Source organism: Lysinibacillus sp. FSL R7-0073, from assembly GCF_038009065.1.
GTDB lineage: Bacteria > Bacillota > Bacilli > Bacillales_A > Planococcaceae > Lysinibacillus > Lysinibacillus fusiformis.
The window spans coordinates 2,593,546-2,618,841 of the sequence record NZ_JBBPAS010000001.1 but is presented as its reverse complement, the minus strand read 5'-3'; the positions used below and the strand labels follow the sequence as shown (position 1 = coordinate 2,618,841).

Here is a 25,296-nt window from a genome sequence, read left to right as displayed (position 1 = left end):
AAACTGAATGTCCATTCATTTTTAGGGGGATCGTTATGGAGAACAAAATTCGTTATGATACAAGGAAAGTGCACCGAGTTAATTTGGCAATAATATCGATTTTAGCCATTCTAATTTGTGGACCTATGATCCTATCAAAAGGAATATTATTTTTATTTGTTGGACTAGCTGTCATCGCTTTAGCCGTGTGCAATTATTTCTTACCGATTAAAACTTATGTGAAGGGATTTATCTTTGGTCTTATTCCTTCAAGTGTAGTGTTTACATTATTTTTACTTGATAGTTTTTCATTGAATAAACATTATATTTTGCTGTGCACCATCGCTATTATCGCCCTTTATTTTAAGAAGGAATTAATCGTGTTTTTTGGAATACTGACTAATATTAGTTTTATCATTTTATATTTGGTCAACTCATCATCTTTGTTAGGGCCCTTTGACGACATCATTGTTTTCGTCACACTTCTAGCGATTATGAACGGCGTCATTATTGCTTTTTATTTACTAGCTAAATGGGGCAATGAGCTAATAAAACATGCAGAAATTCAGCAAAATGAGGTCCAAGCTTCCTTCAATCAATTACAAAATACATTTCAGGAAATCGAGAAAAGTAGCCAGGCTTTGGACGAGCATGTGACACAATTCCAGCAAACCATGCAAAATATTTCAGGCTCTAGTAAACAAATATTGTTAGCGACTGAGGATATTTCTGCAAGTATTCAGCAAGAGGCTTCTAGCTTGCATATGATTCATGGCACTATGAGTGATTCTGTTCATTTTGTCAATGAAACCTTGACGATTTCAAAGGACACAGTGGTGAAATCTACTGAACTTCAGCAAGAGGTTTTGGCAGGATGGGCTAAAATGCAAGACGCGATGGCTCAAATAGGCGTAATGAGTCATGCGATGAGTTCAACCGTAGCAACCGTCAACGAGCTTCAATATAGTTTACAAACAGTGGATAGCTTGTTGCAGGGAATCACGCATATTGCACAGCAGACAAATTTATTGGCACTAAATGCAGCCATTGAAGCGGCTAGGGCTGGGGAGCATGGAAAGGGATTTGCTATTGTAGCGGAAGAGGTGCGAAAGCTGGCTGTGGAAAGTGCCACCATTACAGTCAGTATTACGAATGTGACGAAAACCTTGTTTGAGAAATCGACGGAGGCGCATCAACGTTCTGATGATGGTGAAAAAGCATTGCAGCACGGAGAACAGCTATTACAGGATGTCAGTCATTTCTTTACTACTTTAAAGGATTCATTTACCGAAACGAATACAGAATTGACGAGGGGCATGCACGAATTAAGCAGTGCTATCTTACAGTTTGAGGCAATCCAATTGCAAATTGAAAAGCTGAATAAAATGACAGAGCAAAATGCCTCATCAACAGGTGATATATTACTTTCTGTGGAGGACGAAAATCAGCTCTTAGTGAAGATGACGGACACGACAAATCGCATTCAAACTTTAAGCGATACATTAAAATCATTGGTCATGGCAAAGATTTAAGGGAAATATTGAAATTGAAATAATTGGTAGGGTAAAATAACAGTATGATTAAACATCCTAGATCGAGGGTATAGTGTTGTTATTCATCTGAGATACCTGAATTGCAAATTAAACTTATATGCATTGGTAGCGTGTTTTGTATAATGCTGACCAATGAAAAGGTGAAGTTGAAAGGGAGGAAGGATAAAATGAATATTCGTAGCTTACAAAGTGCAGATTATTATACGTTATCACCAGTGATTAATGAGTGGTGGGGCGGAAGGAATATGTCAGATAAACTGCCTAAATTATTTTTCGATCACTTTACGAATACAAGCCTCATTATGGAAAAGGATGGCGAGATTATTGGTTTTCTTGTCGGCTTTTTATCGCAATCCAACACAAATGAAGCGTTCATTCATTTTGTAGGGGTTCACCCTGATTACAGAAAACAGAATATTGCAAAAAGGTTGTATGATGTATTCTTCCATGTGGTGAAACAATATCATCGTAATATCGTTAAGTGTGTGACATCACCTATAAACGAAGTGTCCATTGCCTTTCACACAAATATGGGGTTTAGAATGGAGAAAGGTGACAAGGTGATGGATCATTTATCTATCCATAGTGATTATGGCGGCGAAAATCAAGACCGTGTGTTATTTTATAAAATTCTACCGTAATTTACGGTACTGAACTTGCATATAGTCCCGAATAAGGGGGCTATAAATGTTTATCAAAAAACTATTTACCTTATGGTTTCTTCTTTCCATCATCGTTTGTGGTGGCTTTTTCTTTTTTGCCAATGTACCTATTCAATATGCAGAGAAATCAAATGTTTCTCTATCGCAACCCAGCAACGATGAACTACTAGGTTATATGCAGCATTATCAATTTCTTATGAGTGATATTGCTATAGCCCTGCAAAAAGAATCTTTTATTTTCTATTTAGATTATGGTGTACTGCCGAATGGGAAAATAGAGCTCCTTGTGTCAATACCTGAAAAAATAGATCAGTTGTCCAAACAAAAAATAGAGGAAATGATGCTTAATTGTATTCTAAAAAATGATTTAAACCCGATATCATTTCAAATGACGCTTAAAAATCTTTCTGATCCTGCTGCCACGAACTCGATCAGACTTAGCTATAATGATGTTATGGCTCATTTATTTGAAGCGATGACCACACAACGTGTTGGTGCCTTTAGCATCGACTACACGATTTCATCAGAAAATGTCCATATCATCATCAATTTAACAGAAGAGAAAGATGAAGTGATTCAAATGGAAGCTCGACAAGTAGCTGAAGATATCATCAAGCATCATCAATTTGAATTACAGCAATTCCATATTGAAATACAAAATAAAATATTTGCGAACGATAAATGAATAAAGAAATGCCGGGTTTCGAGCGTTCATTTTTAAATGCTGAGCAGACCATTATGGTTTTGCTCTTTTTTTGTAGAAAGAAAGGGGAAAAAGAATGAGTAAAGTCCAAAATACTATTGCGATCATAACAGGTGCAAGTAATCCAAGAGATATAGAAACTGCCATTTGTAGTAAATTAGCGGCCGATGGTGTCCATATTTATTTTACGCACTGGCAAGCAGATGAAAATTTCATTTAAATAGTAAAAAGAGACAGCGTTTGCTGTCTCTTCCTCAACTAAAGCATCCCGTTAGTTGAAGAGGATTAAACCATCCTCCCGTTTCCTTAAATATGGACTATCACAAAAATCAATTATTTACAATACCTATCTATAGTAAATCCATGATTTATACATAAACAGAAAAAATCCACACGATTAATAACATACTTACTAATCCCCACACAGTGGCTCCTACTATCCACCAAACTACGGGTTTAGTTGATGTCTGTTTTTCTTCTTTACTGTCCTTGTTTTCTATTGCGAAGGCAACTCTTTCCTCCATGCTTTTTTTCTTTGACATAAGGACAAAAAGTCCAGCTACGATTAAAACAAGTGTTATCCAAAGTAACATATTCATTTTAACACCTCATTTCTTGGTTACTTTCTACCCCAATTATTCTAGAGTATGTATTTAGAAATTAGTACTTAATTCTAATAAATGGAACTTTTGAAAATACACATCTCTTTAGTAAATAATCGCGCCATTTTGTAAATAACATGATAGTGAAAATATAATAATTTGCTCACTATAAGGTTAATTTAAAATTAAAATAGAAAGCAATGAAAATATACATGTTATTTTTCTAGATATAAAAGTTCCCTTTATTTTTAAAACCATTCACTGATAAAGCACTAAATTAACACTCAATTGACTACAAGTAGAATTTAAGAGAGAATATATAAAGTATGCTGAAAGAAAGGAGGATTTCTGTGGAACATCGCTCACTAATTCTGCTTGGGCTATTAATGGGACAAAGTCAACATGGATATCAAATTAATGAATTTATCGAAAGAAACTTAAGTACAGTTACAGATATGAAAAAGCCAACTGCTTATGCTACTCTGGATAGACTAAATCAAAAGGGTTATATAGATATTCAACTAGTGCAAGAAGGAAATAGGCCTACCAGAAAAGTATACTCAATAAATGAAAGCGGCCGAACGTATTTTTATCAATTACTATTGGATAATCTATCCTCTGCAGAAAGTGTTAATTATCAAGGAGATATTGGGTTAATGTTTATTGATTTCCTTCCTATGGATCAAGCAATACCAGCCTTGAAAGAACGATTAAAGAAAAACAAAAAACGTATAGATGTATTTAAGGAAACTCCTACACATGGGATACGAACCGGTGTTAATCTAGCGGTCAAACATAAAATTACCATGTTAGAAGCAGAAATAGTCTTTCTTGAAAATACTATTCAAAATTTTATACATTCGGATTAAATAGTATATCCAAATAAAAAAGGAACCAAAGTGGGTTCCTTTTTTTATTTGGATCAAAAAAAGGTGCATATTAAAATTATATAGTCATGCTTGACTAATCAGTAATAAACTATTAGAATTCAATTAGTCAAACATGACTATATATTTATGATAAAGGAGTGACGTATATTGTTTCTTGCTATTAGAGAATTAAAGTATGGTAAATTACGCTTTCTGATGATTGGCGTTATAACTATTCTAATTGCTTGGCTAGTATTCATTTTATCTGGATTAGGTAACGGCCTTTCCACTCTTAGTGCAGCAACTTTTAAAAATATGGATACCGATTATGTAACCTTTGAAGAGGAATCAAGAGCCTCTATGAGCCGATCACTATTGAGTGAATCATTAGCAGGGAAACTAGAAAGCCAACCTAATGTTTCAGCGGTATCAGCAATGGGTGCCACTATGGGAACAGTAACAAATAATTCAAGTTCGAATAAAAATGAAAAAGTAGATATTGCCATTCTAGGAATCAATCCCGGTAGTTTTCTGGAACCTAATGTTGAAGAAGGAAAGCACCTCGATGCAAATCAGTCTTTGGAAGTTATCGCTAATGATACTTTAAAGAAAAAGGGGTTTAAAATTGGTGATACGATGAAAATAGAGGGATCATTAGAGAAGTTGAAAATTGTCGGGTTTGTAAAAAATGAAACATACAATCATTTGCCTGCAATTTTTACTACTTTGGATAAATGGCGCTCCATTCAATTTGCAGCACCTGGTTCTGATAAAGGTATTGAGAAACCTGTAAACGCAATTATGCTGCAGGGGGAGAAAATTGACTCCGAGAAACTAAGTCAAGTATTCAAAAATACTGAAACAGTAACTAAGGCCACTGCCATACAGGGAATGCCCGGTTATAAGGAAGAGAATGGCACAATTATGATGATGCTTGCTTTCCTTTTGGCCATTTCGGCATTTGTACTGGGGGTATTCTTTTACGTACTTACCTTGCAAAAATCGAATCAGTTTGGCATATTGAAGGCCATTGGTGCCAGCAATCGTTTCCTCGGGAAAGCTATTGTATCACAAGTATTTCTATTATCATTTATTAGTATTGCAGCAGGTATCTTGTTAACCTATGGGACAGCCCTTATTCTTCCTGATGAAATGCCATTTTCACTTGACCTTAAAATAGTTGTCCTTTATGCCCTGTCCTTACTTGTCATTTCTATTTTAAGTTCATTAGTTTCAGTTCGGAAAATTACAAAAATAGACCCACTTCAAGCGATTGGGAGGATGGAATAAATGTCAGGTATACAATTAGAAAATGTCTCCAAACTGTATCAACAGGGAGAAAATCAAATTCTTGCCCTTGATAATATTTCCCTAACTGTGGAACAAGGTGAGTTTATTGCTGTTATTGGCCCATCAGGTTCGGGTAAAAGTACCTTTCTTGCAATTGCAGGCGCCTTACTCCAATCATCTGAAGGTGAAGTTATTCTTAACGGCAAGAGCCTTAATCAGTTAAACCAAAAGAACTTAGCTCAATTGCGGCTGGATGAAATAGGATTTATCTTACAAACCAGTAATCTTGTTCCTTATTTAAATGTTCTTGAACAATTACTTGTAGTAAAAAGAATGTCAGGGAAACTTCTAAAACAGGATAAGGAATATGCAAAGGAATTATTGCAAAGTCTCGGTTTAGCAGAAAAACTGAATAAATTGCCCGAACAGTTATCTGGAGGAGAACGCCAACGTACTGCAATTGCCCGCGCATTTATAAACAGCCCATCTATTATTCTGGCAGATGAGCCAACAGCTAGTCTGGATTCAAAAAGAGCTCATGAAGTGGTTCAACTCATATCTATACAAGCAAAAACAAGAAACAAAGCAGCAATTATGGTTACCCATGACGAACGGATGCTTGAATACTGCGATAAAGTGTATCGAATGGAAGATGGCAGACTTAAACATGATGAATCCTTTAATTGTGAAAACTTGAAAATTACCTCTACTAATGAATAGAAATTTTTGTAGAAAATTAAAGAGCATTAATCAATGATTATTGTAACAAACAGTATTAAAACGAAATTAGGTTTTGCTGCAAAGATGGCGCTCATGTTCACTAGGTCAGGACCTTTACAAAAAACGGAAGGGCTTATTAAAGTGGAGGTTTTAATTACTAAAAATCTAACCGGATAGGAAGAACTGAATGTAAATATGTATTGGAACACGATTGAAGACTTTACTCAATGGAAAAATAGCGCTACTTTCAAAGAAACCCATGCAGGATCAAATAACACGGAACAGGAATCTCCAATCTTGGGAAGTGGAATTATTTCAGAGGTTGTTTCGGCTTTAGGGCCAATTGCATAATTACTTTTATTTGGGCACGAGTAAAAATAAAAAGTAAATAAATCAGGAAAGAGCTTTAAATCATTTTAAAAGCCTAATAGTACAGTTTAAATTGCAAAATGCTATACATTATTTACACTACAAAAATGCCCGGTTGTGGAGTAAAGAAACATAAGATTAATTTAATTGTTGTAATAAATAAGGTCATTTGTAGGGAAAAAGAGGATAGATAGAGCGAATTTTATTTAAGCTCTTCTATCCTTTTAAACATTAACTAAGAATTCTCTATTTAAAATAGTTTCAGCTTAATAAAAATAAACTGATTACTTGTTTCTTATAGCATTCTTAATTAATGAAATCCTGAGGAATACATTCACGAACACCGGAATTTCTCAATGAGTTAAATAAAGCTGCACTAATTCTTAATAAAACATTGTTATCAGTGCCATTTTCTAAATCATAGATGACAAAGTAAGAATTATTGACTGAAAAAATACATTTTCGTTCTAATTTAAATCCAGGTGGTACAGGAGGAAGGTTAAAACGTGGTACAACCACAGGTGTATCTCCTTCATCTCTGATAAAATTGAAAGTTTGTTGGTCAATCTCATAGATGTTAACTGGATCAATCTCCACACCTTTATCTGGAATTGTAATTTCATCCTCAACTAATAGGAAAAAGCGTTCGTTTCGAAAATTGAAAAGACTTCTCGCTCCAATTTCAAATGATGCCATTTTATTTTCACCTCCATTCTATAAATAAGTTATTCATATGGAATGCGATTCTCTAGACTATAAGGAAGGAAGAGTGAAGAATTTTTAATAAAAATATTCATAAGAGTCGGTTTCAGTATGACTGCTAAAGAAGAATACGAAGAATACATGTATATTGTTTATTTTCAATCATGGAAATATAATTCTAAAAATAGATGTTACTATTTATTAACGGGAGGTGATTTTGAATGAAAAGTCGAAGGATTCTATCCGCATTCGTACACAGATAATAGCAATCGATGAAAAGTATTTACTATATGAATAAATGTTTTTTTGTAATAGTTATAGTGAAATCCCTTCATATTCTGTATATTTGTGTATGAGGAGGAGATTTAATGGCTAGAAAATGGATGTTACCATTACTTTTATTACTAGGTGCTTTGATGGCTGCATGTAGTGAGGATCAAGAAAAGGGTGGAGACGTAGAAGTAACCATCCCCGCTTTATTTTTCGAAGGACAAGACATCGATTCTGTTATTTCAAAGGCAAAAAACAGTGGGATTAAAGAAGTCATTAAAAATGATGATGGATCTTTAACTTATAAAATGCCTAAACCAGAGCACGAAGAAATGATGAAAGGTTTAAAAGAAGGGATATTAGCAAGTGTAGATGAACTTAAAACTAGTGATAATATCAAATCTGTAAAAGATATTACATATAACAAATCCTTTTCAGAATTCACAGTATCTGTAAACAAAAAAGAGTTTGAAACTAGTTTCGATACAATGGCATCATTTGGACTTGGTCTAACAGGCATGTACTATCAATTATTTAATGGTTCAGACGTTGAGAATTATAAAGTGACAGTAATTTTTAAAGACGAATCAAGTGGAGAAGTGATTAATACCATAGTTTATCCAGATATTTTGAACGAGAAGAAATAATAAAAGTACACGTATATGAGTGTTGTTTCATATTAAGCAGTTGAAAAGTCCATGAACTGCACCCCTTCTCAAGTAGACAGTGGAAATAATAAAAATTGCATTAAGCGGCTTGAGCTCTGGATTCTAAAGGACTCAAGCCGTTTAATCGTTTTTGGTAGCGATAATGATTATAAACATGAATCTAGTCATTTATCGCTTGTTCTAACTCTCCATATGAATCGTACTTAATGATTGAATAGCTGATTTGATTGTTTTGAAAACTAGGGAATTATTATTCAGATGACCCAACACATAACTCACAATCGAACCATCATACAAATCGATAATTGCACTTAAATAAGCTTTTTTCCCGTTTCCATACTTAATTTCTGTGACATCAGTACATCATTTTTTATTTGGCTTTTCAGATGTAAATGCTCGATTCAACACGTTCTCGGCCACATGATGTGCTGGGGATCTACGATAAGGCTTGCGTTTTCTACGAATAATAGACTTCCATCCACTAATCTGCATTAAACATATATATGCTTTTCGTTAATTATCGCTTGATTATTTTCATTTCGCGGACGATTGATGGTCAAAGTCATAAATACCATTTACTTGACCACGGCGATCACGTAATCCATTTACAACGTTAGTTTCAAATTTCTTCGTCCATTGATACACCTGTTAATACGAAATATGCAACTTAATGTGCTTATTACATTTAGCTTAATGACTAACTTGGTGTTGAGGTCGGAAATACGGAAAATGATTAAGATGTAAAATTAAAGAGGGGACAACTAGGACGTGATGTTATTGAGGTCTATTTATGTATAGAAGAAATGTGAAAAGCCACAGCGTTATCTTTGCAGCTTTTTTAGTAGGGAAAAACAACACCATAAATGTAAACAAAAACCGGCAGAGACTGCCGGTTGATTAGTAATTTTACTTTGTATTGTTTTCGTTTGAAAAACGACCAGAAGCAAATTTTTTGTTAGCTTCAGCTTGCTGGATTTGCTGTCTGATTTCATTAACATCAGTCTCATTTCCAAATTCTTGGCTCATCGAGTTCGTTGAACCAGAAGCTTGTTTTTTGTTAGCTTCAGCTTTTTGGATTTGTTGTTTAATTTGATTAATATCAGTTTCGTTTCCAAATTCTTGGCTCATTGCATTCGGAATTTGTGAGTTAAAGTTTTGATTGTTGTTCACCATTGAAAATCACCTCCTGAAAATAGTTTGTACAGAAGGTGAGTTAGTATCCGTATTTTTGTATGTAAAAAAATATTATGGTGGTATATATGGGCACTAACCTAATAAGAAAAGTTTCTCTTTAGGTTAGCACTAAAATATATATGTTTAGTACATTAGCCTAATAGTGAACTATTAAGGGAAGAAACAAAAAAGAGTCACTGAGTTGGTAGTGACTCTAAGTAATTAGGAGGCCGTGACGGTCAACCAACGCCACAGCAAGTGTGTGCGAAACACTTTTATTAGTATGTGTAGAATATTAGTATTCATACATTGAAAAAAGCTGCAACGTCGTCGCACGCTACAGCTTAAAATGTTTTAATTAATTTCTCATATCTTTAAGGCCAGGGCTGTGTTCGTTTGGCATCTCTGGCATAGCTGGTGCAGCGAATCCTTCAGGCGGTGGAGTCACATTTAGTTCTCCACCATTTCTACTAGGAGTTTGTCCTTGGAAGATTTCACCGATACGAGTTGGATCTAATCTAAAGTTAAACTGAGCATTATGATAGCCCATTTCAACGAACTTCCTACATTCAGGATATTTGTTGATATCGTAGTTAGGTACAGGGAATAGTTTTCCCCAATCTACTCCTAAAGTTTCTAATGCTTTGGCAAAAGCGTTTTGATGAGCATTGTCACGAACTATTAGAAAAGCAAGTGTTTCCCTAAAAGTCTGATTAGAACTCATTTCATATATTCGTGTTTTTTGAAGTACACCAGTTGACTCAAGAACTAAGTTATCTAATAAATCTGCGATGAGGTTTCCGTGAGCATACACCCAAGAGCCATTCCAAATAATACATTTACATTCTCTCGATTCGGGGAAATAGAGTTAATTTTATTTTTCTGGATAATTAACATGTAATGGTGGTGGAACTAACCATCCTTTATTTTTGTTAAGTCGCAGTAATTTGCCCCCGATTAGAGCTTTTGAGGCATGGAATTGACCATACATTAACGCGATATCTTCGCGAGTAGAAGTCCCCATTGCCTGGCTACACGCAACTAATCCTGCAGCTAGGTCTACGGAAAGAGCAGCACTTATTTCGGGATCATTAAATTTAGCACCAGCAGGAATATCCTCCATTCTAGCTACAGGTCGTTCAGGTGACGCGGGGGGTAAAGCGATTCCATTTGTTTTAAGGATTTTTTCTAATTGTTTTATTTCATCCCTACAAAGTTCGATGATATCTTCAATTATTTTTTTTAAATCCTCATCACCAGCGTGATTATAAAATGTTTGATAACCTGAAATCATACCATAGTCAGCAATTAAGCTAGACCAAACAGCAAATACCTCACCGTAATGTAACGGTTCATCTTTTGGATTTCCACCAAGAATACCCATACTTACACATCCTTTTCTTTTTTATGGCTAAAGCATGGTTAGTATGGGTGAAATAATAATTACCATTCACTTTTTAAAAAAGTATTTAAGGTCGAGTTTAATAAAATAAAATTAAAAAGGACCACCTTCTATTCAGAAAGTGAACAAGTAACTAAGGACTATGATAGGCGTTTACTTTATAAAAAGCCACAGCGAGTAAAATCTCTGTAGCTCCTTCAAGTTTTTTATTAAGTTTTTATACATCTGATTTATATTGGTATAGATTTAAAAGTATAGATCTTCCCAATAAAGTATAAACGAGCAGAGGAAATTGCTATTGAGTTTACTCCTGTAGAATTAGAAAGAAATGAAGAAAAGAGCAAAAGGGAGAACAACAACAACCAAATTAAGAACACAAGCTTCAGGTTGTGGTACATAAAAAAGCTGTAACTTCCCTTATAGCTTTATGATCGCGAGACATCACACAAAATTTATCATGTAATAAACTTTTTAAACATAAAAAAACGTTAGCAGACGCTACATGCTCTTTGAAATATGGCTTTGTCATTAGCATTACAACTTAGGAGGGCAAACCTATGTTAACAGGGAAAAGAAATTAAGGTTACGAAAGAGGGTTTACTTCATTGGGTTGAGAATTATCGTTGGAAGGTTGAAACAATTTTTAGGAAGCACGCCAGCTAGTAGCGGAGATTGTGATAACCATAGTTACATTGGGGCGAAAACAGCTATGTATTTGTCATTGAAGCAATATTGCCAAAGGCTAGTAGAGACACGAATAAACCAGTGTATACAGAAGCCAACGTCGTGTATATTTGTTAAACTATCGAATGAAGGTTACGAGTAAAAAATTGCAGAGGTGCAAAACCGTATTCCATTGGAATTTAGAGATAGAGAGTGAGATCCTTCATAGACTACTAAATGGAAATAGTATGCGTGCTATTGCATGAAATTATCTAGTACAACACTATTTAGGGTCAGAAACAATATATTGAAACTAATGAAGAAGTAGCCGAGAGGCTACTTCTTTCAGCGGAATTAATGGGCTCAGATCAGTTACTTGGGAACATGCTGACAATCGGTGAAATTGCGAATGCGGCAGCCGCTTGAGGATATGGTTGAAGAAGTAAAAAACTAATTGAGGACGGCGATGTTGACGCTAATATAATGTACTGGTGGGTACAAAAAATGCGTCGTCTCCCGTCTGAGTACATGTCACTATCAATGACTGATAAAGCATGTGTCATCACGTCACTACAAGACAAAATTGCAGATGACAAAAAGCAAGAACACGAAGTGAAACGTGGATCTAGAAAAGGTAAGAAACGATAAAAATTAGATAATTATGCTAGATAGCTATAGAGTAATCTCTTCTAATTATGTATATTTGTGTATAAGGAGGGGTATTATGAAAAAATTTTTAATACTTGTATTCACTGTAGTTATAACACTGAGTATATCTACTACAGCTTTCGCAATCGACGTATTTTACCAAAATGAAAAAGTGGAAATGGACGTGCAACCAACAGTTATTAATGGTAGTACATTAGTTCCGATACGTGCTATTAATACTGCTTTAAAAGGCGAAACAAAATGGAATCAAGCCAAACAGCAGGTGGAAATTGTAAAAGGTGGTCATAAAATAATTTTAGAAATCGGGAAAAATAGTGCATTAGTTGATGCTAAGGTTGTAAACTTAATCGCGCCTGCACAAGTAATATCCAATCGTACTTATGTGCCTTTACGCTTTATATCTGAATATTTAGGGCACGATGTTATATGGGATAGTGCCACCCAGCGCATTTTAATTGATACAGATATAGCTATAATTGACAAACAAGCAAACGTTTCAACTCAGTTTGATACTATCATAGATATAAATAGTATTGATTTTGGAAAAATTTATGAAGTTAATGGAACAGGAAAATATTCTGATTATAAAAAGTTAATTGGCTATCCATATGAAAATCATTATTCTATTTACTATACTGGAAACTCTTCTTCTTACAGTGTTACCTATGAAGATTTAAAGCCTAAAGATTTGAAAGAGAAAATCAGTTGGATATACGATGGGGAAACTTATACTCATACAAGAAGTCAACTATATAGTTTTTTCTCAGATATTACTTCTCTAGAGCGTTTATTGGGGCAGAATGAGGGTTTAATAAATCAAAATTGGTTAGCAAAAACATTCGGTGAAACATACCAGGATTGGTTAACCCAAGGTATGTATTCACAAGAAGCCACTAGAATAGTTGATAGATATCTAGAAGTTAAAGAAGGTATTAATCTTCTGGATAGAGATCCATTTAATGATATAGATTTAGAAAACATAGAACCCAATGAATGGATTTCATTGAAAGAGTTTCATATGAATTCAGAGGGAATTGATTTCTCTGCACATGCTAAACGAGTAGGGGATCAAACCGTTTTAATAATGGCTTTCTCAAAAACTAGCACTCTTACTGGCACTGTTGAAAAAGTAATATACGAAGTTCCAGATATGCCCATAGATTATCTGGATAATGAAAAAGATGTTGAAAATACTTTTAATGGAATACGATTTAAAATTTATAATGGAGATACTTACATTAACCAAGAAGATTTAAAAAATAAAGGCATTTTATAATTTGTAACTCAAGAACACCAAAACAGTGATTTTATGGTGTTCTTTTTATTATGCCAAAAAGGGGTGAGATCATGGCAACAATTCACACTGCGATACAAATTGAAGATCGCTTGAGTCAACCTATTAGGGCTATGCACAATGTCAATTCTAGCTGCCACTGGCATGAGACGGGGCGAAGAAGGTGGTTTAAGATGGTCAGATATCGATTTTAACAGGACATGTTTATGTCATGTTCTGTTACTAGAATGTTCAATTAGTTTTTAAAGCACCTTTATCTTTAATATCTCTCACAACTTACCCAGCTTCTCAAATACTTTTGATAATTTTACTAAATATTTGTAAATGAAATTTAGTATTAATTATTATTTTCCACATGGCATCCTGAGCTAGCCTAAAATTTTTTTCTTTTCTTCTAAAAATTCTTCTTCAGTTAAAATCCCTTTATCTCGTAAATTCGCAATTTTTTCTAAATCACTATATGGATCGGCTGAGGCAGATAATTTCTTTTTATCATTAGTCATACGAGGGTTATCTTTGCTATCTTGCATTTGTTTTTGCACAACATCTATAAACTTGTTTAAACGATCATCATTTAAAATATCATCAAATGTTTCACGTAAACCTGGAGTGAGGATTATCAATTCTTTTTGAGCAATACCATCAGAGGCAAAAAAAATACCTTCCATATATTTATAGTAAATTGACTTATAGAATTGGCTAACACCCATTTTTGTAACAAAAACTACTCGCATATTTGTTGCTATCAAAAGACCTTTTTTTTCTAAATCTCGAAAATCGTATTCAGCTGGTAAAGAGGAGAGTACAATTTCATTCGCCAACTGCACAGTGCTTTCGAAATAATGGATTGCTGGCTTATAAAAAGTGTACTTCATTCCTCTATTTAAACTAGTGCCCACATATTTCTCTCGCTGTTGGATATCCTCTTGTTTTGTACGTTCTTTTGCATCTATAACAGCTTGTCTCTCTGGAGTCTTTTCAAATGTCCCCATTATTTTTTTGAAAAAGCTCATTTTGTCACCTCGTATTTATTTTTCTGAAATGATTTGGTAAAAGAATAGTATAAAAACATAAATAAGTAAATTCCCCAATAATGGTGCTATTAAAGGACATGTTTATAACATGCCCTTTTAAGGATAACATTGTAAAACAGATGTTGGACTGATGTGGGCCTTATAGGAATTTATTGCCACATTCCAAGGATTGTGGCAATAAGCAATAAATAAGGATTTCTTAACCTAGCTAATTAATAATCAATTCTAATCAGGGTTTTTACTGTTTCGTCTTCAAATACCTGTTTTATATTTATAAATATTTTTTTCTTTTTCAAAAATAGAAGTATTCTGTTCAAATTTTTTGAGATTAGATAACTTTTCAAGCTCTTGTATTAACATATCCTCTATATCTATGGACTCTTTCATGTTTTCTTGAGTTTGTTTAACCTCCCTAACAAGTAATCTAACTAATTTTTGTCCATTCGATTTCACAAGATATGTACGTATATAACCATCTTCATATCTGGTTTCGAGTTTAGGTTTGATATTTTTCTCGTTTTCGTCTTCGTCTTTATGTATATTTTTAATTCCAAATAAATCTAAGAGACTTTCACTTTTTATATTTTTAGTTACCTCTGTTTTCAAATAATTTAATGTATTACTGGTTTGAATTTTCATTAATAACGCTCCTTAAATACAAAATACTTTAAATCAAACACTTTAGTTAAATTTGCATAAGGTTTAATTTGGTATTTTTTATACTTTATTATAACCGTTAAAGTTAATAAATGGAGGTTTTTGAAAATTCGTTCAGTACTATTAACATCAGTTTACTGATGTACAAAAATAAGTATCATTAATGACTTTGTATGAAAACGATGTTATGAGCATCGCAGGAAATGCTTATGATTCTGACAAAGACCAATCTGTAACGGCAAATTGCTTTCATGTTTAAGTGGGTGACTGCTGAACAATTAAGAATTGCAGTGAAAACGGAGGCTAATCCGTTTGGTGAGATTACCCCTGAACAATATGAGGCTATAACAAAACAAGATTTCGAGACGCAGGCAGAAGCTTAGCGTTATTTTTATTGTCTAAATATTAGATGGTGAGTATTTGATTTTATAGAGCTTTAACGGATAATAGAAACTAAGGGAGATGATTCAAAGTTGATAGAAAAAAGCATCAACACCGAAGTTTTTGGAGATATAATAGTTACTCACCTAATAGGTCACATAAAAATTGAAGATGTTGATGATTGGTTTAATGGTTTTGAAAAGGTGTGTCAGCAATTTATTTCTGAAGGTCGAAAGTACAAATTGTTGGTTGATAGAAAAGGCTATATTCCAGACCATTTTTCTGTCCAGAAAGAATGGAAAGATAAGTTTTTTAATGATACCATTCTAAAACACAGCAAAGCAATTGCGTTTCTCCTTGAAGAAGGAGAGATAATGAACCACTTAAAGCAATCCAACACAAAAGAGTCTGTTGAATTTTTCGATAATTACGGACTAGCTTTCAAATGGTTGGTCGAGTATTCAATATAAGAGTCATTATATAATTGATGAATGATTTAACAACAGTAATGCGCCTTCCACTATCAATCAGTGGAGGGCTTTTATTATGAGCTATGGGAGCAATCGAGATGGGGCAACGGTACATTGTACTGAATCTCGATTCGCCTCATGTCTTTTTATTTGGTGGATTAATCTACTTATTAATCGAATCATTACTGAAAAATTAAACTTTGGAGGTATTTTATATGGATTTAACAAACATTTTTATGATCGCAATTGTCTTATCCGTTGCAGAGGTACTAAAAAAGACATACATTATTTGTTGGCATCAATCCAATAAATAATAATAAAGTTAGTACCAGTGAAAATAATTTCTTCATTTTCTACCTCCATAAAATATGTATTAATTACAAAAAAATAGGATAAAATATTACATTGATGTAGTGAATATAATTACATAATGAAATGAAAGGATATAATATTATGGTAGAATTTAAGGATAATGTAGAAATATCTTTTGGAACAAACTCATCACAATTTGATTATATTAAAGAAAATATTAAAGAATTGGTTGAAAAATTTAATTTCAATCATCAACAAATTTCGAAAATATTAGATTTACCAATGAATGATTTGGAGAATTTAATGAATAATAAAGGTAACATTTCAAATGAACAATTTGAAAAAATTGAGAATAAAATAACCATGTTAAATTTTGGGTTTGAAAGTTTTAATGCAAAAGAAAGAACAACAATACTATTAAATGATCTGATAACGAATTACATGTTATCAATTGAAAGTTTATCGAAAATTATTCATGTAGAAGAACAAGAGCTGATTGATTTCAGACAAAAACAATTAATAGATAAAGATATAGAACTGAAGATATGTGTGAATGTCATCATGCTTCATTTTATATTACATAGCTAAATTTTGGCCCAGGTACTCATTAGTTTGAGCCTGGGCTTTTTTATTTCCACAATTTTCACTTGATAAAATACAAACGTTTGTTCTAAAAGTAATGCAAACTAACGTTCCTGTCGAGAGGTATGAAATGATGAAAGAACAACTAATTATAATGTACAAGAATCTTGTTCAAAAAATAATTTTTTTCTGCACCAATGAAGTTGGTGAGGATATGGAATGGAAGTAAATATGTAAACAAATTTTATCCTTCGATAAATCTTGGACTTTTAAAAGCTACTAAGCGACAGTGTTTGATTACTGAAAGAAATCAAACAGGTTAATACTTGTTGAGGGGAAGCCGTTTGAAATGGCTATTCAAGAAAATGACTTATCTTAATTAGTTTTAGAAAAAACTGGTCTTAATAAAAAGGTTTTATTAGATAGGTATGATCGTCTAGCACAAGACACATTCAGAAAGCGAACATTGTATTGGGATATTGATGATCTAGTTAGAGAAACTAGATACAGTAAAGCTTCTTTAGAAAAATATATTATTTGTGATCCTCGTATGGAGGAAAATTGTGATAAAAAGTTGTTGGAGAAATGTCGAGCAACTAAAGGCCAAGGAAGAAAGAGAGAAAAACAAGCGACAGCAATCTAGCCAGTTCACTTATCAAAAGCCAAAAGGACGTACAGAGGTAGTACCAGAGTGGTTTGCTAATCGAAATGTTAGGTAAGAAGGAGAGTGTAGAGGCTTGATTAACCGAGTCGTTTTAGTTGGCCGACTTACTAAAGATCCTGAATTACGCTACACACCAAATGGAATTGCGTCATGTCGCTTCACAGTTGCAGTAAACCGTACATTCAAAGGGCAGAACGGCGAACAAGAGGCAGACTTCATAAATTGCCAGGCATGGCGTAAACAGGCAGAGAATCTAGCAAACTTCATAAAGAAAGGAAGCTTAATAGGTTTGGAAGGGCGAATCCAAACAGGTGGCTATAAGGGGCAGTATGGAAAGCGTGTGTTCACTACAAATGTTGTACCTGACAGCATCCAATTCTTAGAGCCAAGAAACAGCACAGTTAAATGGCCAATTAAGACCTACAACTTAGCAAAAGGCATTAAAGACGGCCTGAGCAAGGTTATATGGCATGACGACAGCCAAGTGACAGAGTTAGTTGCTCGTAAGTGGTATCTGGATAATCCGAGAGCAGAGGTGACGATTGAATGGTAAATTGGAAGGATTAAATCAAAAACCGGCAGATTAAATCTGCCGGAAAAAATTAATTTAAGTAATTTCCAAAACCATAATTTGCTTTAGGGCCAGAAGCTCCTTGAAGGTACTCTGTTTCAGCAATTTGAATTTGTTGTCTTACTTGGTTCGCATCAGTCTCAGTTCCGAATTCTACGTTGTTCGTTGATCTCACAAAATTTTGATTTGAAAAACGACCAGAAGCTTGATTTTTGTTAGCTTCAGCTTGCTGGATTTTTTGTCTAATTTGGTCAGCAGTTTGGTTCTTGTTTCGATTTTTTGACATGGATTTCACCTCCTCAAATTAGTCTGTTCAGAAGAGGTTTTATTATCACTAGGAATTATAATGTAATACTCATGAAGGTACTGATCTTTGCCAACAACACTATTATCCTAACTGAAGGTTTAAATGAGGGAGGCTGTGACGGTCAACCAGCGCCACAGCAAGTGCGTGCGATACACTCAATAATAATGTGTGCAGATTAAAATTTCTTATACAAAATAAAAGCCCCAGTTTAATACTGGGGAGACGGTTTGTCAGACATAATAAAAATTATTTTTCAGGATAATCTACATGTAATGGTGGTGGAACTAACCAACCTTTATTTTTATTAAGACGAAGTAGTTTGGCACCTATTTGAGCTTTTGCTGTATGGAATTGGCCATACATTAGTGCAATATCTTCTCGAGTAGAAATTCCCATTCCTTGACTGCATGCAACTAGTCCAGCAGCAAGGTCAGCTGTAAGTGCAGCACTTATTTCAGGATCATTAAATTTTGCTCCTGCAGGGATATCTTCCATTCTTGCTACTGGTCTTTCTGGTGAAGCAGGAGGTAAAGCAATTCCATTTGTTTTTAGAATCTTTTCTAATTGCTTTACTTCATCTCTACAAAGTTCGATTATATCTTCAATAATTTTTTTAAGATCTTCGTCACCAGCATGATTATAAAACGTTTGGTAGCCAGAGATTATACCATAGTTCACAACTAAACCCGACCAAACACTAAATACTTCACCATAATGCAATGGTTCGTCTTTTGGATTTCCGCCCATAATACCCATACTTACACATCCTTTTTTTGTTTTTGGCTAAAGCATGGTTAGTATGGGTGGAAAAAGAAAAACATTCATTTTTATAATTTTTTTACCAAAATAAAAAGGACCACTTCCAATTAAGAAAGTGATCACAGTTTTTGTTATCCTTAAGGAACATTAGGCGTGATGTTCTCAAGGAATAATATGAGTAACAGGAATAACAGGAATAACATTTCGATAGGTCACTTTTATATTATGTATCAATTTTAAATTAAGTTAGGCGTTTCGGAGTAAAAAAGCCACAGCGATAAAATCCCTGCAGCTCTGTAAGTAGTTCGCCACTACATAATATAATTTGTACGAATTTTATCCAGTTATACATTTAAAAAGCCGCAGCGTTTGCAGACGCTACAGCTCGAATTGGTTTATGCCCTTTTAGGCTAGTCAGATAAGTAATTATAACACAACTTAGGAGGGCAAACCTATGTTAACAGGGCAAATTAAAGTTACAAAAGAGGATTTACTTCAGTGGATTGAGAATTATCGATGGATGGTTGAAACGATTGAGGAAGCAAGGCAGCCAGTAGCAAAGGTAAATAACAATAGTTACATTGGGGCGAAAACGGCTATGTATGGGATTGAGGCAACATTGCCTAAAGCTAGTGGAGGCACAAGTGATCCAGTGTATACAGAAGTGCAACGTCGTGTATATTCGCTAAATTATCGGATTAAAGAATATGAGCAAAAGATTGCAGAGGTTCAAAAACGTATTCCTTTAGTGCATGGGGATCGAGAGATTGAGGTGCTCCATAGATTGCTTGATGGAGATAGTATGCGTGCAATTGGAAAGCACATGAAACTTTCTAGTACAACGATATTCAGGGTAAGAAACAATATTTTAGTTCAGATGATAAAGTAGTCAAAATGCTGTTTCTTTGTATTTATTGTTTAATTCAACAAACGTGCAGTAGGATTTAAAAAGTATTATTTGGTCTAAATTATATAGTAGTATCATTACACTTATATAGTGTGTTAAACATAGTTTCTATTATTTTAGGGTTGTATAAAACTCAAAAAAAAGAGGGACTAAATAATTTCCCCCCTAAAGTACTATCTTTATGCAATAAATTTATTTGTACTGATGTAATTGTTATACATCTATTATTAGTTTTTCCGGTCTGTATAAGGAATTAATTGAAGTATTTATTAAATAATATTCATAAACAATGATTGGAATTGTATTTATATTTTATATACAAATCCATCCAAAAGGAGGAACCCATCTCCATTGACATCCACCAGGACCACTAGGACCACTAGGACCACTAGGACCACCACATATAGTTCCTGACTGATTTATTTCAAGAACATCAATAGGATTAATACTTCTTGTGACAGGAGCACCACCAGTACTATAGTCATCAAATACCCAAACATACTCTACAGGTAGACCAGGAACAGTTGGAGATGGTTGGACAGCTATAAAACGAACATCACAGAACTTAGAACCATTATTTAACATAATATCTACATTTTTATTAATCCATTTATATCCTTCTCCGGGCGGTTGTTTATGTTGATTATTTTGTAAATAATAACGATAATAGGGATTATTAATATACACTAAATAATTCCTCCTTTTTAAAACATCTCTATAACGTATGAAGGTGTTTGTATTAAACGGTGGATGAAAACCTATTTTAATGAATATTTGCTTAACAAAAGGAACAAATGTAACAAAAGGAACAAATGTAAAACATGTAGCATGTTTTGTGATAGAAAAAATATGATGTAAACTCGGAGGTAGGTCGGCGCGGTAAGGTTTTCCTCCCTTGGTATTTATAAAAACCTAAATATTAGGGAAAGACAGACCGACGACCGACCAGCGCTTGACAGACTAGTTCGGAGCGTGACATACACGGCCGGCCCATATTTTTTTAAGAGATTAGGTATCTTAATTAATCTAAAGGCTAACTATTGGAATTTATATCCACATAAGGTTTTGTATTGTATAATAAAAGTACAATATTTAAGAGGTGATGGTAGTTTTGCTGAAAATTTTACAATTTATTTTTTCAATTATAGTAGTATCACTCTCAGCTTATGGACTTATCACAAAGAATTATCAGTTGAATTTTTTAACGATATTCTTCTTAGGGTTAGTAATGTTAATTTGGGGAATTAGAGAATTTCAACAAGAGCGAAAAGTTTATGGTTGGCTACTAATCGCGGTATTTTTATTTTCAGTATTTGTGTCAATTCAGAGTTTCATATTGCTCAAAATTATGGCTTGGTTTTTATGTGAACTTCGTCCACTTACCTTTTAGTCAAACTTACTACATTAACAAAGTGCGCGGAAATGCACTATAAATCTAAAACACAATTACGAAATAACGTGGTACGCTCTGCCACGATGTCAAAAGTGAGCTCTCGATATTAGGATTACCACAATATTTAAGCTTTCATCTTCGGATGGAGGCTTTTTCTTTTGCTTTGAAAACTGCATCAAACAGCCAAAACACTACGAGTTGAGAGGGCAGAGTTTGGTGTGGTTTTGAGAGTGGAATTCTATGTAAATTTTTTCTGTTTAAAGAGCATACTAAATAATGAGGTGAATATATGTGTTTATATGGTGTTTATAGATGGGTAAACATAATAAATAAGAATCAGAATAAAAATGTGGTTGCTGTTGATGCATGTATAGCAGAGGAAGTTCAAATTTTAAATGAAAGAGGAATAAAAACGATAGGATGTTGTTGCGGCCACGGAAGAGCAGGGCAAATAGTGGAATATCAAAATGGATTTGGAATTTGGAAAGAACGTGAATATCCACCACACGTTTTAATTGTTCAAGAAAGTATTAATTTAGCTAGACAATTGGGGTATAACCCTTATCCTTACTTCTCTGCAGATGGCAAAGATAATGGTGTTTCAATAATGCCTTTGAAGAGTGGGTGTCTAACAGAATTGGATTGTAAAAAATGGCATCAATCAAATAGTGTCGAATATAAAAGAGATTTAGGAATAATTAAATAGAGGAGTCTGCCAACTCCTCTTTTGTAAAAGCTTACTTACGGTGTTTTTCTGGGTAACAATAAGCACATCCGTCATATTCATTTGGATAAGCTACAGTATAGTCAGTATCAGTATCCACCCTGTGAGAAGGACTAATTTCAGATATTTTGCAAGATGCTACTGTAAAAGCAGTACGATGAACCTCTTTGTTAGGACCAGTATTTACGATATAAGTTGCCATGTTATTCACCTCCTTAAATACCAATATTCGACATAAAAGTTAATTATCCTTTTTTTAATACATCCTTCGGGATGTTTTTATTTTGCGCTGAAAAGTGAGTAAGAGCAGAGTTTTCCTCCTCGTTGATTTCATGGGTACTTACTTTTGATAGTAAATTCTCAACAAATTGAAAGACGAAAAATTCCACATACTACGGAATATCTTATATATGGGGCTAAATCCCTTAATATGAAATAATACAAATTTTTGGTTTTATAATAAATATAATATTCCCTTTCTATTTTTTACTTTTGCTTGAAATAACATAAGATATAATAAAAGGAACGAATGTTTGTTTTTTATAATAATACAAAGGGGATTGAAAACATGAAAGATGATTATCAAAAGTATAATAGAAACTATGTTTTAAAAAGGGTGTCTATAAATATTGTCTTAAGTATAAGTATTTTGTTTATTATGTATTTCTTTTTCAATGACATCATTCCAAAGGTAGTCAGCTTCGACAACAAAGTTTTTAAAATATTTTTTATATTAGTGATAATTTATATTGTTGTAAGAAATTATTTTTCTTATAAAGGTCTGTTGGTACATTTAAATCGTTCTGATAATATTTACGAAATAAAGAGCGAGGAAAATGTAATTGGAGGTAGGTCACCGAAAAGTAATTTTTATTATTTATCAATGCTCTATGCTGAAAGTTTAGAAGTAATTAAAATGAAAATTGATATACTGAAGAGTCTAGTTCCAGTCCCGATAATTGTCCTTTTACTAGGTCTTTTATTAAACTCGGATACAAATATTTTGGTGAAAGAAATATTATTGACATTTGATAATTTAAAAAGTATGAAGTTTAATAATTTAAATATTAAAGAGATTATGCTTTTATCTATTATACTTCTCATTTTTTATTATTGTTATGAATTCGTAAAAACTTGGTTCTATTATAAGGCAACTTTAAAGGCATACTATACCTATAAATGTGAGTACGATTTCCTTGAAAATGAGAAAGATAAAAAGGTTGAAAATAAAAATCAATGATGATGTATGGGAAGGAAGCAAACATAAATGTTTTGATGATTTGCCATTCAGAAGTTATGAAAGAGTAATACTGAATAAAAAATTTGACATAACGTATTGATGATAAAGAGGTTATTCAGGCAATCCCTTTCAACCGTAATGCTTGGCATTGTGGGGACGGTGGAGGTAGTACCGACCCTAACGCTTTAAAGAAAGGTAATCGCCTTTCAATAGGTATTGAAATTTGTTACAGCAAAAGTGGTGGTGTACGTTATGGAGTAGTAGAGGAAAATGCTGTTCAATACATTGCAGTGCTTTTAAAACAGTTCGGTTGGGGTATTGACCGAGTGAAAAAGCACCAAGACTGGAACGGTAAATATTGCCCTCACCGAATCTTAAGTGAAGATCGTTGGGGTAGTTTCTTAAAACGAATTGAAGAAGCAATGAAACCAAAAGATTCTGAGAAACCAACAGAAAAGGATGATGATACGATGAAATTCACAAGCACAACCGCAAAAGCTGCAGTACGTGATTATATTCAACAAGCCGTAGACAAAAAGGTGATTGATAAGTCCTGGCTTGAAAAATTCGATAATGGAACTATGACAAGTGGTGATTTTGAAGGATTGAAGATTATCATTGCACAACGTAGCGCTTAGCAGCAGAAGCCTGTTACCTTAATTGGTAATGGGCTTTTTTATTTAAATATGTAAAATATGTGAACAGGGATTAAATGATTTTTAATCACAAAATATATATTTAAACCACTTTATTCATATTTTTTACAAATATCATTACTATTATAGTATAAGAAATGTGAAGTGCGCCAAAAAAAAATACATTGAGTGGCGTGATTTGGCGTGAATTAAAGAAAAATGGTTAATAAATGGCGGTGTAACGCCAAAAAAATGGCGTGAACTCACTGTTGAAATTGTATTATCCTGGATGGTAAGTTAATAAATGACCTCGAGGGAAAGTTAAGCTGCTATAGCAAAAAAAATATATTTTATATTAAAATTAATTCAAATATGGGAGAGATATTAATGTTTTGTAAAAAATTTGTAGCTGCAACTGCTTTGACTGCAGCAATAGTTAGTGTTAGCACTGCCCCTGCTTTTGCAGAAGAAATGATAAATACAGATAAAGAAAATTTAGTATACGATGCTAATATGAATTTAACATCAGAAGAAATTTATGATAGATTTGAACAAATAAACTCTACATATGAATTATATGAACCATTCTCTATGGAAGATACTGAATTTGTTCAAAACTATGCTAATAATAAAGTTGAGCAAACTAGTCAAACAGGTGATATACAACCTTTTGGGATGGGTATGTTTGAAAGCTCATATACAGAGAAGTTTGATAAAACTGGCGGATTTGGTAAAATTAAATTTTCGGGAGCTATTACTTCTAATATCAATCTATTAAGCCATAGCTATGGTGGAAGAATAACTGTTAATTTCAATTCTGGACATGATACCTCTAAAGCTGAACTTTCGGTAACTAATTCTGCTTATGGAGTTGTTGGAGGTAATGGATTTGGTGTTGTTTATGATGGTTCAATAGATAGTACAAAAACAAAGGATTTTTCTAAGGCTTTTACTCTTAATGAAATGAAAGATTATGGTGCAGTAGGCGTTGTATATACATATACTAATGCTAAAATACGCATTACAACAACGTCTGGTTCATCTTATTCAGTACGAGCATTCGAATAGGAAT

At 33.6% G+C, this 25,296-nt stretch carries 33 protein-coding genes and 3 pseudogenes; 23 read left to right on the top strand and 13 right to left on the bottom strand.

From position 1 onward, the window contains the following. Positions 1-35: 35 nt before the first annotated feature. From MKY88_RS12940 to MKY88_RS12925, 4 genes are all read left to right on the top strand, one after another. On the top strand, positions 36-1,511 hold the full coding sequence (locus MKY88_RS12940; RefSeq protein WP_340813855.1) for a methyl-accepting chemotaxis protein: 1,476 nt from the start codon (positions 36-38) through the stop codon (positions 1,509-1,511). A gap of 188 nt (positions 1,512-1,699) precedes the next feature. Continuing rightward, positions 1,700-2,173 carry a GNAT family N-acetyltransferase gene (locus MKY88_RS12935; protein WP_328200663.1) on the top strand — a complete coding sequence of 158 codons (474 nt, stop codon included), beginning with the start codon at positions 1,700-1,702 and terminating at the stop codon, positions 2,171-2,173. Between the two features lie 46 nt (positions 2,174-2,219). Further along, positions 2,220-2,879 carry a hypothetical protein gene (locus MKY88_RS12930; RefSeq protein WP_328200664.1) on the top strand — a complete coding sequence of 220 codons (660 nt, stop codon included), beginning with the start codon at positions 2,220-2,222 and terminating at the stop codon, positions 2,877-2,879. Positions 2,880-2,973: 94 nt separating this feature from the next. Continuing rightward, positions 2,974-3,117, top strand: coding sequence for a hypothetical protein (locus MKY88_RS12925; protein ID WP_328200665.1), 144 nt, complete (start codon positions 2,974-2,976; stop codon positions 3,115-3,117). A gap of 148 nt (positions 3,118-3,265) precedes the next feature. On the opposite strand, the gene MKY88_RS12920 is transcribed toward MKY88_RS12925, so the two are convergent. After that, on the bottom strand, positions 3,266-3,496 hold the full coding sequence (locus MKY88_RS12920) for a hypothetical protein (protein WP_328200672.1): 231 nt from the start codon (positions 3,494-3,496) through the stop codon (positions 3,266-3,268). Between the two features lie 353 nt (positions 3,497-3,849). Between MKY88_RS12920 and MKY88_RS12915 the strand changes: the two genes are divergently transcribed. The 4 genes from MKY88_RS12915 (at position 3,850) to MKY88_RS12900 (ending at position 6,729) form a co-directional block, all read left to right on the top strand. Then, positions 3,850-4,368, top strand: a complete 519-nt coding sequence (locus MKY88_RS12915) for a PadR family transcriptional regulator (protein WP_069481565.1) — start codon at positions 3,850-3,852, stop codon at positions 4,366-4,368. Positions 4,369-4,536: 168 nt separating this feature from the next. Beyond that, positions 4,537-5,658 carry an ABC transporter permease gene (locus MKY88_RS12910; protein WP_328200673.1) on the top strand — a complete coding sequence of 374 codons (1,122 nt, stop codon included), beginning with the start codon at positions 4,537-4,539 and terminating at the stop codon, positions 5,656-5,658. Then, on the top strand, positions 5,659-6,378 hold the full coding sequence (locus MKY88_RS12905; RefSeq protein ID WP_340813853.1) for an ABC transporter ATP-binding protein: 720 nt from the start codon (positions 5,659-5,661) through the stop codon (positions 6,376-6,378). A gap of 195 nt (positions 6,379-6,573) precedes the next feature. Beyond that, entirely contained in the window at positions 6,574-6,729 is a 156-nt protein-coding gene (locus MKY88_RS12900; protein ID WP_328200675.1) for a hypothetical protein, read from the top strand. A gap of 324 nt (positions 6,730-7,053) precedes the next feature. On the opposite strand, the gene MKY88_RS12895 is transcribed toward MKY88_RS12900, so the two are convergent. After that, complete coding sequence (locus MKY88_RS12895; RefSeq protein ID WP_340813852.1) at positions 7,054-7,443, bottom strand: spore coat protein; 390 nt, start codon at positions 7,441-7,443, stop codon at positions 7,054-7,056. A gap of 374 nt (positions 7,444-7,817) precedes the next feature. Here MKY88_RS12895 and MKY88_RS12890 point away from each other — a divergent pair, with 374 nt between their 5' ends. Next, entirely contained in the window at positions 7,818-8,366 is a 549-nt protein-coding gene (locus MKY88_RS12890) for a hypothetical protein (RefSeq protein WP_069481561.1), read from the top strand. 100 nt (positions 8,367-8,466) lie between these two features. Here the strand turns inward: MKY88_RS12890 and MKY88_RS24615 are convergent, their stop codons facing one another. From MKY88_RS24615 to MKY88_RS12875, 5 genes and pseudogenes are all read right to left on the bottom strand, one after another. Further along, entirely contained in the window at positions 8,467-8,547 is an 81-nt protein-coding gene (locus MKY88_RS24615) for a hypothetical protein (RefSeq protein ID WP_419182570.1), read from the bottom strand. A gap of 20 nt (positions 8,548-8,567) precedes the next feature. Continuing rightward, a pseudogene (locus tag MKY88_RS24610) lies at positions 8,568-8,738 on the bottom strand (hypothetical protein); the annotation flags it as partial. Between the two features lie 555 nt (positions 8,739-9,293). Beyond that, the gene (locus MKY88_RS12885; protein ID WP_340813851.1) at positions 9,294-9,560 is read right to left on the bottom strand and encodes a gamma-type small acid-soluble spore protein; all 267 of its coding nucleotides are present in this window, start codon (positions 9,558-9,560) and stop codon (positions 9,294-9,296) included. 358 nt (positions 9,561-9,918) lie between these two features. Next, a pseudogene (locus tag MKY88_RS12880) lies at positions 9,919-10,389 on the bottom strand (manganese catalase family protein); the annotation flags it as partial. Positions 10,390-10,434: 45 nt separating this feature from the next. Beyond that, positions 10,435-10,944, bottom strand: coding sequence for a DUF3231 family protein (locus MKY88_RS12875; protein ID WP_069481558.1), 510 nt, complete (start codon positions 10,942-10,944; stop codon positions 10,435-10,437). Positions 10,945-12,108: 1,164 nt separating this feature from the next. Here MKY88_RS12875 and MKY88_RS12870 point away from each other — a divergent pair. Both MKY88_RS12870 and MKY88_RS12865 read left to right on the top strand, forming a co-directional pair. Continuing rightward, positions 12,109-12,273, top strand: coding sequence for a hypothetical protein (locus MKY88_RS12870; protein ID WP_340813850.1), 165 nt, complete (start codon positions 12,109-12,111; stop codon positions 12,271-12,273). Between the two features lie 76 nt (positions 12,274-12,349). After that, positions 12,350-13,570: a stalk domain-containing protein gene (locus MKY88_RS12865; protein ID WP_340813849.1), complete on the top strand. Its 1,221-nt coding sequence runs from the start codon at positions 12,350-12,352 to the stop codon at positions 13,568-13,570. A 386-nt stretch (positions 13,571-13,956) separates the two neighbouring features. On the opposite strand, the gene MKY88_RS12860 is transcribed toward MKY88_RS12865, so the two are convergent. Then, positions 13,957-14,601 carry an SHOCT domain-containing protein gene (locus MKY88_RS12860; protein WP_340813848.1) on the bottom strand — a complete coding sequence of 215 codons (645 nt, stop codon included), beginning with the start codon at positions 14,599-14,601 and terminating at the stop codon, positions 13,957-13,959. 273 nt (positions 14,602-14,874) lie between these two features. Then, the gene (locus MKY88_RS12855) at positions 14,875-15,261 is read right to left on the bottom strand and encodes a hypothetical protein (protein ID WP_340813846.1); all 387 of its coding nucleotides are present in this window, start codon (positions 15,259-15,261) and stop codon (positions 14,875-14,877) included. Between the two features lie 269 nt (positions 15,262-15,530). On the opposite strand from MKY88_RS12855, the gene MKY88_RS12850 reads away from it, so the two are divergent. The 5 genes from MKY88_RS12850 to ssb all read left to right on the top strand — a co-directional run bounded on the left by MKY88_RS12850 (position 15,531) and on the right by ssb (position 18,241). Then, positions 15,531-15,662, top strand: a complete 132-nt coding sequence (locus tag MKY88_RS12850) for an XkdX family protein (RefSeq protein WP_193832164.1) — start codon at positions 15,531-15,533, stop codon at positions 15,660-15,662. Positions 15,663-15,722: 60 nt separating this feature from the next. Beyond that, positions 15,723-16,130 (top strand): STAS/SEC14 domain-containing protein, encoded by a 408-nt coding sequence (locus MKY88_RS12845; RefSeq protein ID WP_193833691.1) that lies wholly within the window; start codon positions 15,723-15,725, stop codon positions 16,128-16,130. Positions 16,131-16,583: 453 nt separating this feature from the next. Continuing rightward, complete coding sequence (locus tag MKY88_RS12840; RefSeq protein ID WP_193832163.1) at positions 16,584-17,030, top strand: HTH domain-containing protein; 447 nt, start codon at positions 16,584-16,586, stop codon at positions 17,028-17,030. Between the two features lie 557 nt (positions 17,031-17,587). Beyond that, complete coding sequence (locus tag MKY88_RS12835) at positions 17,588-17,743, top strand: hypothetical protein (protein WP_193832162.1); 156 nt, start codon at positions 17,588-17,590, stop codon at positions 17,741-17,743. Between the two features lie 18 nt (positions 17,744-17,761). Next, a complete protein-coding gene (gene ssb / locus MKY88_RS12830; protein WP_193832161.1) occupies positions 17,762-18,241 on the top strand; it encodes a single-stranded DNA-binding protein in 480 nt (159 codons plus the stop codon). A gap of 49 nt (positions 18,242-18,290) precedes the next feature. Here the strand turns inward: ssb and MKY88_RS12825 are convergent, their stop codons facing one another. Together MKY88_RS12825 and MKY88_RS12820 are read right to left on the bottom strand one after the other, a co-directional pair. After that, the gene (locus tag MKY88_RS12825) at positions 18,291-18,545 is read right to left on the bottom strand and encodes a hypothetical protein (RefSeq protein WP_193832160.1); all 255 of its coding nucleotides are present in this window, start codon (positions 18,543-18,545) and stop codon (positions 18,291-18,293) included. 267 nt (positions 18,546-18,812) lie between these two features. Further along, on the bottom strand, positions 18,813-19,322 hold the full coding sequence (locus MKY88_RS12820; protein WP_193832159.1) for a DUF3231 family protein: 510 nt from the start codon (positions 19,320-19,322) through the stop codon (positions 18,813-18,815). 457 nt (positions 19,323-19,779) lie between these two features. On the opposite strand from MKY88_RS12820, the gene MKY88_RS12815 reads away from it, so the two are divergent. Then, positions 19,780-20,214 (top strand): hypothetical protein, encoded by a 435-nt coding sequence (locus MKY88_RS12815; protein WP_340813845.1) that lies wholly within the window; start codon positions 19,780-19,782, stop codon positions 20,212-20,214. A 330-nt stretch (positions 20,215-20,544) separates the two neighbouring features. Here the strand turns inward: MKY88_RS12815 and MKY88_RS12810 are convergent, their stop codons facing one another. Beyond that, a complete protein-coding gene (locus MKY88_RS12810; RefSeq protein WP_340813843.1) occupies positions 20,545-20,919 on the bottom strand; it encodes a hypothetical protein in 375 nt (124 codons plus the stop codon). A 415-nt stretch (positions 20,920-21,334) separates the two neighbouring features. On the opposite strand from MKY88_RS12810, the gene MKY88_RS12805 reads away from it, so the two are divergent. Both MKY88_RS12805 and MKY88_RS12800 read left to right on the top strand, forming a co-directional pair. Next, positions 21,335-21,622, top strand: a complete 288-nt coding sequence (locus MKY88_RS12805; protein ID WP_340813841.1) for a DUF3953 domain-containing protein — start codon at positions 21,335-21,337, stop codon at positions 21,620-21,622. Between the two features lie 292 nt (positions 21,623-21,914). Next, the gene (locus tag MKY88_RS12800) at positions 21,915-22,331 is read left to right on the top strand and encodes a hypothetical protein (RefSeq protein ID WP_025114414.1); all 417 of its coding nucleotides are present in this window, start codon (positions 21,915-21,917) and stop codon (positions 22,329-22,331) included. A 31-nt stretch (positions 22,332-22,362) separates the two neighbouring features. On the opposite strand, the gene MKY88_RS12795 is transcribed toward MKY88_RS12800, so the two are convergent. Further along, the gene (locus tag MKY88_RS12795) at positions 22,363-22,551 is read right to left on the bottom strand and encodes a hypothetical protein (RefSeq protein WP_025114415.1); all 189 of its coding nucleotides are present in this window, start codon (positions 22,549-22,551) and stop codon (positions 22,363-22,365) included. A gap of 366 nt (positions 22,552-22,917) precedes the next feature. On the opposite strand from MKY88_RS12795, the gene MKY88_RS12790 reads away from it, so the two are divergent. From MKY88_RS12790 to MKY88_RS12780, 4 genes and pseudogenes are all read left to right on the top strand, one after another. After that, positions 22,918-23,589 carry a hypothetical protein gene (locus tag MKY88_RS12790; protein ID WP_340813840.1) on the top strand — a complete coding sequence of 224 codons (672 nt, stop codon included), beginning with the start codon at positions 22,918-22,920 and terminating at the stop codon, positions 23,587-23,589. A 95-nt stretch (positions 23,590-23,684) separates the two neighbouring features. Further along, positions 23,685-23,897, top strand: a pseudogene (locus tag MKY88_RS12785) (N-acetylmuramoyl-L-alanine amidase); the annotation flags it as partial. 18 nt (positions 23,898-23,915) lie between these two features. Further along, on the top strand, positions 23,916-24,227 hold the full coding sequence (locus tag MKY88_RS24605; RefSeq protein ID WP_445669168.1) for a hypothetical protein: 312 nt from the start codon (positions 23,916-23,918) through the stop codon (positions 24,225-24,227). A gap of 384 nt (positions 24,228-24,611) precedes the next feature. Next, positions 24,612-25,292, top strand: coding sequence for a hypothetical protein (locus MKY88_RS12780; protein ID WP_340813838.1), 681 nt, complete (start codon positions 24,612-24,614; stop codon positions 25,290-25,292). Positions 25,293-25,296 lie beyond the last annotated feature (4 nt).